General features: G+C 68.0%; 16 protein-coding genes. 5 read left to right on the forward strand and 11 right to left on the reverse strand.

Translation table 11 applies throughout. The features are described 5' to 3' along the window. Positions 1-16: 16 nt before the first annotated feature. The 10 genes from ACFQEV_RS14265 to ACFQEV_RS14310 form a co-directional block, all read right to left on the reverse strand. The gene (locus ACFQEV_RS14265) at positions 17-1,804 is read right to left on the reverse strand and encodes a Na(+)/H(+) antiporter subunit D (protein ID WP_379697300.1); all 1,788 of its coding nucleotides are present in this window, start codon (positions 1,802-1,804) and stop codon (positions 17-19) included. After that, positions 1,804-3,567 (reverse strand): cation:proton antiporter, encoded by a 1,764-nt coding sequence (locus tag ACFQEV_RS14270; RefSeq protein ID WP_379697303.1) that lies wholly within the window; start codon positions 3,565-3,567, stop codon positions 1,804-1,806. Before ACFQEV_RS14270 ends, ACFQEV_RS14265 begins: the two co-directional genes overlap by 1 nt. Then, complete coding sequence (locus tag ACFQEV_RS14275) at positions 3,564-5,060, reverse strand: monovalent cation/H+ antiporter subunit D family protein (protein ID WP_379697305.1); 1,497 nt, start codon at positions 5,058-5,060, stop codon at positions 3,564-3,566. The genes ACFQEV_RS14270 and ACFQEV_RS14275 overlap by 4 nt, the downstream gene beginning before the upstream one ends. Then, the gene (locus tag ACFQEV_RS14280; protein WP_379699879.1) at positions 5,053-5,418 is read right to left on the reverse strand and encodes a cation:proton antiporter subunit C; all 366 of its coding nucleotides are present in this window, start codon (positions 5,416-5,418) and stop codon (positions 5,053-5,055) included. The genes ACFQEV_RS14275 and ACFQEV_RS14280 overlap by 8 nt, the downstream gene beginning before the upstream one ends. 2 nt (positions 5,419-5,420) lie before the next feature. After that, positions 5,421-5,915 (reverse strand): MnhB domain-containing protein, encoded by a 495-nt coding sequence (locus tag ACFQEV_RS14285; protein WP_379697308.1) that lies wholly within the window; start codon positions 5,913-5,915, stop codon positions 5,421-5,423. Then, complete coding sequence (locus ACFQEV_RS14290; RefSeq protein WP_379699882.1) at positions 5,912-6,454, reverse strand: DUF4040 domain-containing protein; 543 nt, start codon at positions 6,452-6,454, stop codon at positions 5,912-5,914. The genes ACFQEV_RS14285 and ACFQEV_RS14290 overlap by 4 nt, the downstream gene beginning before the upstream one ends. After that, positions 6,451-6,765 carry a monovalent cation/H(+) antiporter subunit G gene (gene mnhG / locus ACFQEV_RS14295; protein ID WP_379697310.1) on the reverse strand — a complete coding sequence of 105 codons (315 nt, stop codon included), beginning with the start codon at positions 6,763-6,765 and terminating at the stop codon, positions 6,451-6,453. The genes ACFQEV_RS14290 and mnhG overlap by 4 nt, the downstream gene beginning before the upstream one ends. 1 nt (position 6,766) lies before the next feature. After that, a complete protein-coding gene (locus tag ACFQEV_RS14300; protein ID WP_379697312.1) occupies positions 6,767-7,051 on the reverse strand; it encodes a cation:proton antiporter in 285 nt (94 codons plus the stop codon). After that, positions 7,051-8,136 (reverse strand): monovalent cation/H+ antiporter subunit E, encoded by a 1,086-nt coding sequence (locus ACFQEV_RS14305; RefSeq protein ID WP_379697315.1) that lies wholly within the window; start codon positions 8,134-8,136, stop codon positions 7,051-7,053. Before ACFQEV_RS14305 ends, ACFQEV_RS14300 begins: the two co-directional genes overlap by 1 nt. A gap of 248 nt (positions 8,137-8,384) precedes the next feature. Next, positions 8,385-8,711, reverse strand: a complete 327-nt coding sequence (locus ACFQEV_RS14310) for a DUF7322 domain-containing protein (protein WP_379697318.1) — start codon at positions 8,709-8,711, stop codon at positions 8,385-8,387. A gap of 177 nt (positions 8,712-8,888) precedes the next feature. Between ACFQEV_RS14310 and ACFQEV_RS14315 the strand changes: the two genes are divergently transcribed. The 5 genes from ACFQEV_RS14315 (at position 8,889) to ACFQEV_RS14335 (ending at position 11,923) form a co-directional block, all read left to right on the forward strand. Next, entirely contained in the window at positions 8,889-9,230 is a 342-nt protein-coding gene (locus ACFQEV_RS14315; protein ID WP_379697321.1) for a winged helix-turn-helix domain-containing protein, read from the forward strand. 263 nt (positions 9,231-9,493) lie between these two features. Then, the gene (locus tag ACFQEV_RS14320) at positions 9,494-9,892 is read left to right on the forward strand and encodes a hypothetical protein (RefSeq protein ID WP_379699885.1); all 399 of its coding nucleotides are present in this window, start codon (positions 9,494-9,496) and stop codon (positions 9,890-9,892) included. Between the two features lie 133 nt (positions 9,893-10,025). Next, the gene (gene hpt, locus ACFQEV_RS14325) at positions 10,026-10,592 is read left to right on the forward strand and encodes a hypoxanthine/guanine phosphoribosyltransferase (RefSeq protein WP_379697323.1); all 567 of its coding nucleotides are present in this window, start codon (positions 10,026-10,028) and stop codon (positions 10,590-10,592) included. A 251-nt stretch (positions 10,593-10,843) separates the two neighbouring features. Beyond that, positions 10,844-11,545 carry a type 1 glutamine amidotransferase domain-containing protein gene (locus tag ACFQEV_RS14330; RefSeq protein ID WP_379697325.1) on the forward strand — a complete coding sequence of 234 codons (702 nt, stop codon included), beginning with the start codon at positions 10,844-10,846 and terminating at the stop codon, positions 11,543-11,545. A gap of 33 nt (positions 11,546-11,578) precedes the next feature. Then, entirely contained in the window at positions 11,579-11,923 is a 345-nt protein-coding gene (locus tag ACFQEV_RS14335) for an HNH endonuclease (protein WP_379699887.1), read from the forward strand. Between the two features lies 1 nt (position 11,924). Here the strand turns inward: ACFQEV_RS14335 and ACFQEV_RS14340 are convergent, their stop codons facing one another. Further along, complete coding sequence (locus ACFQEV_RS14340; RefSeq protein ID WP_379697328.1) at positions 11,925-12,227, reverse strand: transcriptional regulator; 303 nt, start codon at positions 12,225-12,227, stop codon at positions 11,925-11,927. Positions 12,228-12,283: the final 56 nt, after the last annotated feature.

Here is a 12,283-nt window from a genome sequence, read left to right on the forward strand (position 1 = left end):
GAGTTTCCGGGGCCGTTCAGCCGAGGAGTCCGACTAACGCCGCGGCCAACACCAACACGACGAGCAGGATGCTCGTGGCGATGGTCGCCCGGAGGGACCCGGGGCCGATGTCGTCCGCGCCGTCGCGGGAGAACGCCGAGGCGGTGCGCCGAAGCGCCGGGTACGGGTTCGACACCGCGCCGGCGACGGCGTACGACCCGCCGGCGACGACGCGGTCCACGGCGGCGAACAGGTCGGTGACGCCGCGGACGAGCGTCCGCGTCGTGTAGAACGCCGCGGGGTTCAGAAGCGAGTCCACGTCCGGCACCGCGCCGCCTATCTTCGAGAGCGGCTTCTTCAGCACGGCGAACCCGACGACGCCGAGGAGGGCGAGGACGAGTCCCTCGCCGATGTGACTCGTCGTGAACGGGTGCGCGTCGTGGGCGTCGCCCGGGAGAATCCCGAACAGCAGGTCTGGGAAGAGGCCGAACAGGACGCAGAGCCCCGCCACGCCGAGCATGGCGACTACCTGCCCGTTCGCGGCGCGTTCGACCGACGGCCACGAGCGGTCGGCGTCGCGGAAGAACGCGTAGTAGCCGAACTTGATGAACGACATGAACGTGCCGACGCCCGCGGCCAGGAGGATGTAGTAGACGCCGTCCAGATGCTCGTGGTGCGCGGCGGCGGTTATCATCCCCTTGCTGACGAAGCCGTTGAAGCCGGGGAAGCCGCTGATGGAGAGGGCGGCGATAGTGAACGCCAGCGCCGTCAGCGGAAGCGCCCCGCGGAGGTTGCCGAGGTACTTCAGGTTCTCCTCGTCGACGCGTCCGACGACGACGCCCGCCGTCATGAACAGAAGCGCCTTGTAGAGGATGTGGTTGAACACGTGGGCGAACGCGCCGGCGGTGGCGAGTGCGGTGCCGATGCCGACGCCGGCGACCATGTACCCCACCTGCGACTGGATGTGGTACGCGAGGAGTCGCCGCATGTCGTTCTGAAGCAGGGCGTAGACGACGCCGACCATCGCCATCGCCGCGCCCATGTAGGCGATGAGGAGGTGGCCGTCGGGGAACGCCCGCGCCATCCCGTAGACGCCCGTCTTCGTCGTGTAGACGGAGAGGAAGACGCTGGCCGCGATGTGCGGCCGCGGGTAGGTGTCGGGGAGCCATGCGTGCAGGCCGACGAAGCCCACGTTGACGCCGATACCCACCGCCGCGAGTGCGGCGGGGATGCCGGGGACGATGCCCTCCGCCGCCGAGAAGAGGAACGATCCGACTTCGACGTACTGCCAGACGATGGCGGCCATAAACAGGCTGCCGCCGAGGGCGTGGTAGATGGCGTAGCGGAAGCCCGCGCGGACGGCTTCGCCGCCGTAGTCCCACACCAACAGGGTGCTGGTGACGGCCATCAGTTCCCAGAAGAAGATGAGCGTCAGCCAGTCGCCCGCGAACACCGCGCCGAGACTCGTGCCGACGTAGCCGAGGGCGTACGCAGTCTGCCGATTACTCGCCGCCGAAGAGTACGAGTAGAGGACGGCGGCGCAGGCGATGAGGCCGAAGATGATGCCCATCAGGCGGGAGAAGGCGTCCACGTTGAACAGCACGGCGTCGAAGCCGAGGAATGTCACCGGCAGGTACGTCCCCGCCGGGACGAGGTACGACCAGACGGCGACGCCGCCGGTGGCGAGGACGCCGAGTCCGTGGCCGAGTCGCCGCGGGAGCAGGGGCATCAGGAGCGCGACGGCCAGCACGACGAACGCGGGCGGAATCAGCGTCAACAGGGGCGAGGACACCGTCGTGGACGCCGATGCGGACTCGACCAGCATCAGAACGCCACCCCCGTCGCACCCGCGACGACTCGCTCGATGAGCGCGAGGAACACCATCGCGTACGGTGCGATGCCGAGCGCAATCGCGCCCGCCGCGGCGGTGGTTATCGGCCCGAGCATGAACCACGTGCTCTCTTTCCCGAGGGCGCGGCGCTCCCACCCGTCGGACGGCGGGCCGCCGTGGTGGTCGTCGTCGTGCGCGCCGTGGGCCTCCTCGGTCGCTCCTTGGCCGTGAGCCTCCTCGGCGTCGTCGCGGACGTGGTCGCTCGGGTAGCGGTCCACGGCGTACGCCGTCTCGTCGTCGGCGTCTTCCGCACCCTTCGACTTTCCGCCGTCGGAGCGGGGTTTCCCGCCGTCAGCCTTCGCCGCCGACGGCGAACCCACGCGGGACCGCCCGCCGAACGGCGACTCTATTACGGGCTTGGCGTCGGCGTCGTCGGGCGTCTGGAAGAACGCCTGGTAGACGATGGGCCAGAAGTACGCGATGTTCAGCAGGCCCGACAGCAGGAGGACGAACGCGAACACGACGTATCCGGCGTCGATGCTCCCGATGAGGAGGTACCACTTGCTGACGAACCCCGAGACCAGCGGCAGGCCGGCCATCCCGAGGCTGGCCACCGCGAAGGCGGCCATCGTCACCGGCATGCGCCGTCCGATGCCCGCCATGTCGCTGATGTCGTCGGTGTGCGTCTCGACGTGAATCGCGCCCGCGCAGAAGAACAGGGTGAGTTTCATGAACGCGTGGGCGGGGATGTGGAGCAGTCCGCCGACCAGCGCCGCCGGCGAGAGCAGTCCCAACCCGAGGACGATGTACGATAGTTGGCTCACCGTCGAGTACGCGAGGCGGCGCTTCAGGTTGTCCTGCCGGAGCGCCATGATGCTCGCGGTCAGGATGGTGAACGCGGCGACGGCGGCGAGGGGGAGGCCGACGCCGAGGTCCGACACCGTCTGCGGGCCGTACACGTCGAGGACGACCCGAGAGATGCCGAAGACGCCGCTCTTCACGACGGCCACCGCGTGGAGCAGGCCGGAGACGGGCGTGGGCGCGACCATCGCGTCCGGGAGCCACGAGTGGACCGGCATGAGCGCGGCTTTCACGCCGAACCCGGCCGTCAGAAGCGCGAACGCGGTGCGGGCGACCACCGGGTCGGCGTTCGCGAGCGCGGCGATACCGCCCGACGCGAAGTTCACCGTGCCGGTGGACCAGAAGATAAGCGCCGTCCCCGCGAGGACGGCGACGCCGCCGCCGAACGTGTACAGGAGGTACTTCCGGCCGGCGCGGCGCGCCTCCTCGGTCTGGTCGTGGGTGACGAGCGGGTACGTCGCCACCGTCAGGAGTTCGTAGAACACGTAGAGGACGATGAGGTTCGACGCGAACGCGATGCCGACGGCGGCGCTGACGCTGCCGGCGAACGCGGCGAAGTAGCGCGTCTGGGCGTGTTCGTCCAGTCCGCGCATGTACCCGACGCTGTAGAAGCTGGTGACGATCCAGAGGAAGCTCGCCAACAGGGCGAAGACGGTTCCCAGCGGGTCCGCCCGGAGGACGAACTCCACGCCGGGGACGAACGTCCCGAGGTCGGTGACGTACACCGTGCCGTCGAGGACGCCCGGGACCATGCTGGCGACGAGGGCGAACGTCGAGAGCGCCGAGACGACGGTGAAGCCCTCGCGGACGTTCGGTCTGCGGCGCGATGCGACGATTGCGACGATGCCGAGGGCGGCGGCCAACACCGCGGCCATCGGTCTCAGTGAGTCAGTCATGCGAAGTACACCTCCAGCACCGGTTCGAAGACTGCTATCAGGTCAGAGGCGACGACCCCCAGCAGGACGGCGGTGACCGCCGCCGCGACGACGACGACGCGCATGCCGACGGAGACGGGCGGGCGACCGGCGTCTCCGGCACCCCCGTCCGCGACGGTCCGGGCGTCCGCCCCGTGGTCCGACACGTCGGCGAAGTAGATGCGCTCGATGAACCGCGCGAAGTACGCGAGCGTCAGGAGCGTGCTCACGACGACGACGGCGGCGACTATCCACTCGCCCGCGGCGACGGCGCCGAGGACGATGTTCCACTTGCCCACGAACCCGACCGCCGGCGGGATGCCGACCATCGAGAACGCGAGGACGGCGAACGCCGCGCTGGCGACCGGCGCGCGGTCCGCGAGTCCGGCGAAGTCGTCGAGCGTTCGCGCGCCCGTGCCCGCCGCGATGACGCCCACCGTGAGGAACAGGCCGCCCTTCATGACGGCGTGTCCGACGAGGTGGACGAGCGCGCCGAAGACGGCGGTTTCGTTCGCGATGGCGACGCCGGCGACGACGAGGCCGAACTGCGACACCGACGAGTACGCGAGCATCCGCTTCGGTTCGGACTGCATCACCGCGAGCGTCGACCCCGCGACGACGCTGATCGCCGCGAGGGCGACGAGGATGTCACGCGCGGCGGGAACCGCCGCGAAGAACTCCAGCGTGAACACCGCGTAGATGATGCGGAACAGCGCGTACGCGGCGACGGTGGAGACGAGCGCCGAGATGTACGCGCTGACCGTGTCGGGCGACTCCGCGTACGCCCCCGGCTGCCACGTGTGAAGCGGGAACAGCGCCACCTTCACCAACAGCCCGGTCACTATCAGGCCGAACCCGGTCAACACCAGCGGCGACGCGTACCCGACGGTCGGGAGCGTCTCCGCCAAGTCGGCCATGTTCAGCGTCCCCGTGGCGACGTACAGGTAGCCGACGCCGAGCAGGTACAGCGACGCGCCGATGGTGCCGACGAACAGGTACTTCAGGCTCGCCACCGCCGCCCGCGCCGACCGATCGCTGGCGACGAGGGCGTACGTCGCGAGCCCCGTGATTTCGATGAAGACGTACAGGTTGAACACGTCGCCGGTGGCGACGACGCCGGAGACGCCCGCCGTGAGCAACAGCAGTTCGCTGTAGAACGTGTTCGAGCGCGGCCCGGCGCGGCGCGCGTAGGCGACGACGCCGAGGGTCACCGCCGCGATGAGGACCAGAAGCGTCGCGGAGACGCCGTCCCCGATGAGCTCGATGCCCATCGGCGGCTGGAAGTCACCGACTTCGTAGCTGAACCGCCCGCCCGTCAGGACGCGCCGGAGGACGACGAGCGACAGTCCGAGTTGGACGACGGCGGCGACGGCGGCGACGGCCCACCCCGCGCGCTCGAAGAACGTGCCGAGCGCTATCGGGAACAGCGCCGCGACGATCGGCGCGACGACGAGGAAGACGAGCGCGTCAGTCATTCAGCCGCACCTCCTTTATGACCTCTTCGTCCAGCGTCCCGTACTCCTCGTAGATTCGCACGATGAGCGCGAGCGCGACCGCGGTCAGGCTCACGCCGACGACGATGGCGGTGAGGATGAGGACGTGCGGGAGCGGACTCGCGTACGTGCCGTGACCGCCGCCGCCGTGGACGACGGGCGGACTCCCCCCGTCAACGTAGCCCGTCGTCACGAAGAACAGGAAGATGCCGACTTGGAAGATGTTCATCCCGATGACCTTCTTCACGAGGTTCGAGCTCTCGATGACGCCGTACAGGCCGATACCGACCAGCGCGACGAACACGAGGTAGTTGTAGTGGGTCGCGAAGATGTCGAGCACGCTCACGCCCGCTCACCTCCGTCGGCTTCGGCGGCGTCGGCGTCGTCGAACCCGGAGGCGTCGAACCCCGCGGCGAGGCTCAAGAACAGCGCCACGATGACGCCCGAGACGACGGCCCCGATGCCGAGTTCCACCAGTTCGATGCCGTACTTGACGCCGTGGTGGATACCGTAGGCGGCGTAGTCGAGGAACGCGCCGCCGGAGAGGACGGCGCCGATGCCGATGAGGGCGAACGCGCCGCCGCCGCCTGCGATGATAGACCGGACGAATCCGTCGCTGAGCCACTCGCGGGTCGGCTCGATACCGAAGGCGAACGCGAGCATGAGGATTCCGGACGCGACTATCGCGCCGCCCTGGAACCCGCCGCCCGCCGACTCCGCGCCGTGGAACATGACGTACAGCCCGAACGTGAAGACGAACGGGACGATGACGCGGACGGTGGTCATGATGACGGTACTCTCGACGTACGTTCGGCGCTGGGAGTCTGCGTCGCTCATACGAACGTCTCCTGTCGAAGCACGACGAGAACGGCGACGCCGGCGGCGATGACGACCGTCGCCTCGCCGAGGGTGTCGAACCCGCGGTAGGCCGCCAACACCGCCGTGACGACGTTCTCGACCCCGGTCTCGGGGTAGGCGTTTTCGAGGTAGTACGCGGTTATCTCGGAGGTGGCGACGGGCGAGTTCGGGTCGCCGATGCGCGGGAGCGACCCGACCGTACTGAACAGCACAGCCATCAGCGCGGTGACGAGGGCCGCCGAGCGCCATCCGATCGGCTCGAACAGCCTGTCGCCGCCGGGGCGCACCGTCCGGGCGATGGTGACCAGGAACAGCACCGTCGTAACGCCCGCGCCGACTGCGGCTTCGGTCAGCGCCACGTCCGGCGCGCTCAGGAGCACCCAGACGATGGCGACGCCGAGGCTGAACCCGGCGAAGACGATGATGGCTCCGAGGACGTCGCGGAGGAACGTCGCCGCCAGCGCGGCCGCGACGACGAACGTGAGCAGGGCGGCGTAGATGGGAAGCTGCACGGTCAGTTCTCCCCCTCCTCGGGCGTCCACGGTTCGATACCTTGGTCGTGGGCCGCCCGAGCGATGGCGTGGGCGGCCGTCGGGTTCGTGATGAACATGAACAGGAGCAGAAACACCGTCTTGACCGCGGTGAAGTCGGCGCCGAAGACGATCGCGACGCCGGCGAGGGTGAGCACCGAGCCGAGCGTGTCGCTCTTCGACGTCGCGTGCGCACGAGTGTAGAGATCCGGCAGTCGGATGATGCCGACGGCGGCGACGAGGCCGAAGAACAGCCCCGCGGCGACGAACGCCACGACGGCGAAATCGACGAGCGCCATCTCAGATGACACCCCCGCGTTCGACGGTGAACTTCGAGATGGCGATGCTCATCAGGAAGTTCAACAGCGCGTAGACGAGCGCGATGTCGAGGTAGCCCGGCCGGTCGAGCGCGGCCGCGACGAGAGCCAACACGACCACCGTGTTCGTCCCGATACCGTTGACCGCGATGACGCGGTCCTGCATCGTCGGACCGCGGATCACGCGGTAGAGAAGCACCAACGCGAGCACGACGAAGGCGGCGGCGGCGCCGAGTAACACGGCGTCCACCGGGAGAGACTGCACCATTAGTCCGCTGTCTCACCCGATTCGGCGTCGTCCGCGGTGATGCTGCCTCGCTCCGCCGGCGAGGGGATGCGAGCGGCGGCCCGCCCGTAGAAGAGGAACCGCACGGCGCGCTCTAACGCCCCGTCCTCGAGGCCCTCCCGGGACCCGGCGTCGAGAGAGTGGATGAGGAGGCCCTCGCGGCCCACGTCCACGGTGAGCGTCCCCGGCGTGAGCGTGATGCTGTTGGCCAGCGTCGTCACCGGGAGGTCCCCCGAGACGGCCGCCCGAAAGCGGCGCATCGCCGGATCGATGGGCAGGCTCGGGTGGAGGATGAGGTACGCGACCGACAGGTTCGACTTCGCTATCTCCCACAGCAGGTACGGCATGTAGAGGCACGCCCGCGCGAGTCTCACCGGCGTCTCGCGGAGCGTCGGCGATTCGACGAACGCGACGCGCGAGAAGAACACGGTGGCGAGGGCGGCCGTCAGCGCGCCCGTCAGGAGGTCGAAGGGTGCCAGCGTCCCCCCCACGAGGAGGTAGAACCCGTACGTCGCGCCGAACGTGACGGCGGCCTTCGAGAGGGACGCGCGCCCGATGAGCCTGCCGCGCCGGGTCCGCCGTTCGACCGGCGCCTCCTCGACGTCGAGGTCTGACTGCGTCAGTTCGGCCTCAAACGGGCGGAGCATCGGCGCGTTCCCGCCCGGTTGGTACTCGGGGTCGACGATGACGCGGTCGAGACCCTTCCCGTGGGCGTACTCGAGGAGCACGTCCGCGAAGTCGCCGGGGCTGAACAGGTAGCGGTCCTGCCCGATGACCGCCGTCTCGATGCGGACGGGCACGTCCTCGTCGGGTTCGCCGTCCTCGTCGTAGTCGAGGTCGGTCTCCGCCCAGACGCGGGCGCGGTCGAGTAACTCCTGGGCTCTCGCGGCCGACCGTTCCTCCTGGTCGATGAGCTGCCACCGGGCCGGATAGACGAAGTGGACGGTCGCCTGCTCCCCGGTCTCCTCCGCGACGGAACGCGCCTCGCGGACGGCGTAGGCGACGGTGTTGCGGAACGTCATCGACTCGCCGGCCGGAACGAGGATTCGGGGACTGGCGTCGGACATCAGCCGCCTCCTCCCCCCCTCGGTACCGCCTCTCTTCGGTCGTCCTCTCGACTCATGATTACGTGGAGGTTACCGAGGCCGAGCAAAACGTTTTCCGCTATTCGGTGAGTCTCCGTAGAAACGATATCTGGCGGTTTCGGGCGGTATGCGCCCCGCTCGACCCCCGTTCGTCGCCCGCCGAACGCGTCCGCCGAACGCGGCCGAGTCGTCGCGCCCATCGCCTCGAATCGGCGCGTTCGGCGGGTCGTTCACTCGGACGTTCCGTCGGGGAGTCGGTAGACGCCGTACACCGACAGGACGACCCCGGCGGCGACCAGCTGACCGCCGGTGTCCCAGTCCGCGCGGAAGTATATCAGCATGGCCCCGAGGCTGAGAAGCAGGAGCACCGCGTTCCACAGTATCACGTGGAAGAGAAACAGCGACGCGAGCTTCGAGTCGCCGGCGTTGTCGGCGGCGGAGTCGGGCGACGGCACGTTCACGGACGGCACGTCCACGGACGGAATCTCGACTCTCGGCCCCTCGGTGCCGGGAGGGTACGGGTTGTCCGGGTCGTCGGAAGCGTCGTCGTCGAACATCGCCGTCGTTGTCGGTGCGTGGAGACGCCCGCGTAACTCGTTTGCGGTTATCTCCGCCCGCGACGCCGTGCCACCGACTCCGATAGGTATGCGAACTGCCACCACTCCGCGCCCGAATCAGTCTCTTCTCTGATATTCAGGGAAATTGATTTATGCCCCCCGTCTCCCCGTACACCCATGGGTGAGGAGAGCGGGGACGTGGGAATCCTCGACGCGTTGGGTGACGAGGAGGCGAGACGACTGCTCGCGTCGGTGAGCGAGCGGCCGCGGTCCGCGAAGGACCTCGCGACGGAACACGACCTGTCGCTGCCGACGGTCTACCGTCGTCTCGAACTTCTGATAGACACGGGACTCGCCTCCTCGCAGATGTTCGTCACGGAGGAGGGGGGACACTACAAGGTGTACGAGGCGTCGTTCCGGCGGGCGGTCGTCGATCTGGACGACGGCGAGTACGGGGTTCGCCTCGGCGAGGGCGACGGCGCAGCCGAACCGGTCGGCGCGGACGCGGGAGACGACTGAGACGGCGGCAGACGACGCCGCGGGCGGCGACGGACGCGACGTACGGGAGGGAGTGACGCGCACCGTTCGAGCGGTATCGCCCTCTCCCCCCGGAGATATCTGACTCCTCAGTACACTTTCTCTGCATTTGAAATCTCACCTTAAGATTTATATAATACTCTGACAATAAAGAGTTGCATGACAGTTCCAGACGTGGATTCGGGGGACGGGACACTCCCGCGTCGGAACACGGAGGGTTGTAGGTGATTCACAACCCCGCACGGATGAACAGCGCGAACTGGCCGGGTCCCGATAGGGGCGTCGTCCTCCAGTCGTTGGGGGACGCGGTGGAAGGGCCGCTCGATCTCGTCGCCGTCTATGGCGCGACGTCGTTCGACCTCTTTCACGTCGGAGACGAGTTATCGGACTCGTTCGACGGCCGCGAGGACCTGATTCGCCGCCTCACGAGTCTCGCCGAAGAGACGCGACGAGACTTCGTACGGCACGGCCTCTTCTCGGGGCTTCGACCGACGCACGAACGCGTCGAGTACAAGACCCGAGAGGTGGACGGACGAAAACTGCTGCAGGTGTACTGCGGCGGCCGCGGAATGCTCCTGTTCGTCAGTCCCGACGAACCCGAGGAACCCCTCGTCCGAACGGCGATGGGTCTGCTGAGCGTCTGAAACGGGCGCGTCGAGGCGAAGGCGGTCCGGTGGGCCGTCCTCGGTGAGACATACGCTCCCACGAACCGTGAGGAGAACCCGTACGGAACCGGCGAACCGCCACCTTTTATTTCCGAACCGGTGAACCGACGACATGGACCAGTTGCGGCAGTCGCTCCTCGAAGCGCCGATAATCGAGAAGGGAGACTACGAGTACTTCGTCCACCCCATCAGCGACGGGGTTCCGATGCTCAAACCCGAACTCCTCCGCGAAATCGTCATCAAGATCATCCGCAAGGTCGATCTGGAGGACGTCGACAAGATTGTCACGCCCGCGGCGATGGGCATCCACATCTCGACTGCGGTCTCTCTGATGACCGACATCCCCCTCGTCGTCATCCGAAAGCGGCAGTACGGACTCGACGGCGAAGTCGAACTCAGTCAGGAGACGGGCTACTCCGAGAGCGAGATGTTCATCAACGACGTGACCGAGGGCGACCGGGTTCTCGTCCTCGACGACGTCCTCTCGACGGGCGGGACGATGTGCGCCGTTCTCGACGCCCTCGAAGGCATCGGCGCGGACGTGGTAGACACCGTCGCCGTCATCAAGAAGGCCGGGCCGAACCAACTCGACGAGACGGATCACCACGTCAAGACGCTCATCAACGTCCGCGTCGAAGACGGCGAAGTCGTCGTCGTGGACGACGAAGGCGACGACTGAGGGACCGCCACCGTCGTCTCGGCGCGACCCGTCGCCGAGGCGTTCGAGACGGCATGCAAGGCGGACGCGCCGGAACTCCGACGCACGTCCGCCGGGGGTCGGGCGGCGTGTCACCTCGTCGAGTCCGCCGGAGAGGAGGCGAGTGCGGGGACGGACGCGGGGTCGTCGCCCTCCGACACCGCCTGACGCTACCCACCGCGATTTTCCGAGTCCGCGGCGCTTTTTCGGCTCCCGCCCCTACGGTTCGCCGTATGACCGACGAAGCCACCGCGCTGTTCATCGTGAGCGAAGAGGGGTACTGGGCCGAGGAGTGCATCGAACCGCTGACGACGCTCACCGACGCGGGCGTCGATATCACCGTCGCGACGCCGTCGGGGTCGGAGCCGGTGGTCGACGAACGCTCGACGGATCCCGAGAACGTGGGCGAGGAGACGGCCGAGCGCGTCCGCGAGGTCATCGAGAGCGACGACCGACTGGCGAACCCCGAACCCCTCGCGACCGTCGACGCCGAGGCGTACGACGCGGTGGTGTTCCCCGGCGGTCACGGCACCGAGTGGGACGTGAATCAGGACCGCCACGCGCGGCAGGCGCTTCTGTCCGCCGTCGGCGGCGACGAGGGCAAAGCGCTCGTCGTCTGCCACGCCGTCGGCATCCTCGCGTTCACCCGCGAGGCCGACGGGAGCTTCCTCGTCGAGGGTCGCGAGGTGACGGGCTTCCCGAACGAGTGGGAGGAGGAGATCGTCGACGACAACGACCTGATGCCCGACGGTCGGAAGCTCCCCTACTGGGTGGAGGACGAAGTGAAGGCCGTCGGCGGCGAGTGGGACGCCGAGCTCGACGAGGACGCGAGCGTCACCGCGGACGGCGACTTGGTGACGGCCCGCGGCCCCGAGTCGTCGACCGCCGCCGCGGAGACGTTGCTGGAGGAGCTCGAACTCGAAGTTCCGGCCTGACCGAACCTGCTACTATTTTTACCGGACGGGGAGATCGACGGGCGTGTCTCCGACCTCAAGGAGACGTACTCGTCCGCGTGCCAAGTCTGCGGCGCGAGACGGCGGCGGGAGGTCGACGCCGGATACGCCGAGGGCCACCACCTCAAACCGCTCGGACGCCCTCACCACGGCCCGGACGTCGAGGGGAACGTCCTCGTTCTCTGCCCCAACCACCACGCGGACTTCGACTACGGACTGATCGCTATCGACCCCGATTCGCATCTCGTCTCCCACGCGTACGATTCGACCGTCGACGGGCGGACGCTCCACGTGAGGGACGAACACGAGGTGGACCCGGAGTGCCTCGCGTACCACAACCGCGAGATAGCGGACTTCTGAGCTACTGTATCACGAACGCTGGTTCTTCGATGCGTTCGCTCCGGCACTCCGGACACCGCGAGGGGTAGTTTATCAGGTCGTCGAACGCCGAGAAGCCGCACTCGCGGCACTCCGGCGGCGCGACCAGGAACTGCTCGTCGGCGTCGTTCGAATCGACGGACTGAGCGACGTGTTCGAGGTGGTCGTACGCCGCCGCCCGCGGGATGCCTATCTCCTCGGAGATGTCCGTCGCGGTGTGAGGCTCCGTCCGAAGGGCGTCGGCTATCTTCGTTCTGGTCGTCGCGTCGCCGTCCGACTCGGGCATGCGTCCCGGTTCGTCCCGGAGTACCGTATGCCTTCCCCGTCCGTTCGTCGCGGCGA

This window comes from Halopelagius fulvigenes (assembly GCF_042662625.1).
Lineage (GTDB): Archaea > Halobacteriota > Halobacteria > Halobacteriales > Haloferacaceae > Halopelagius > Halopelagius fulvigenes.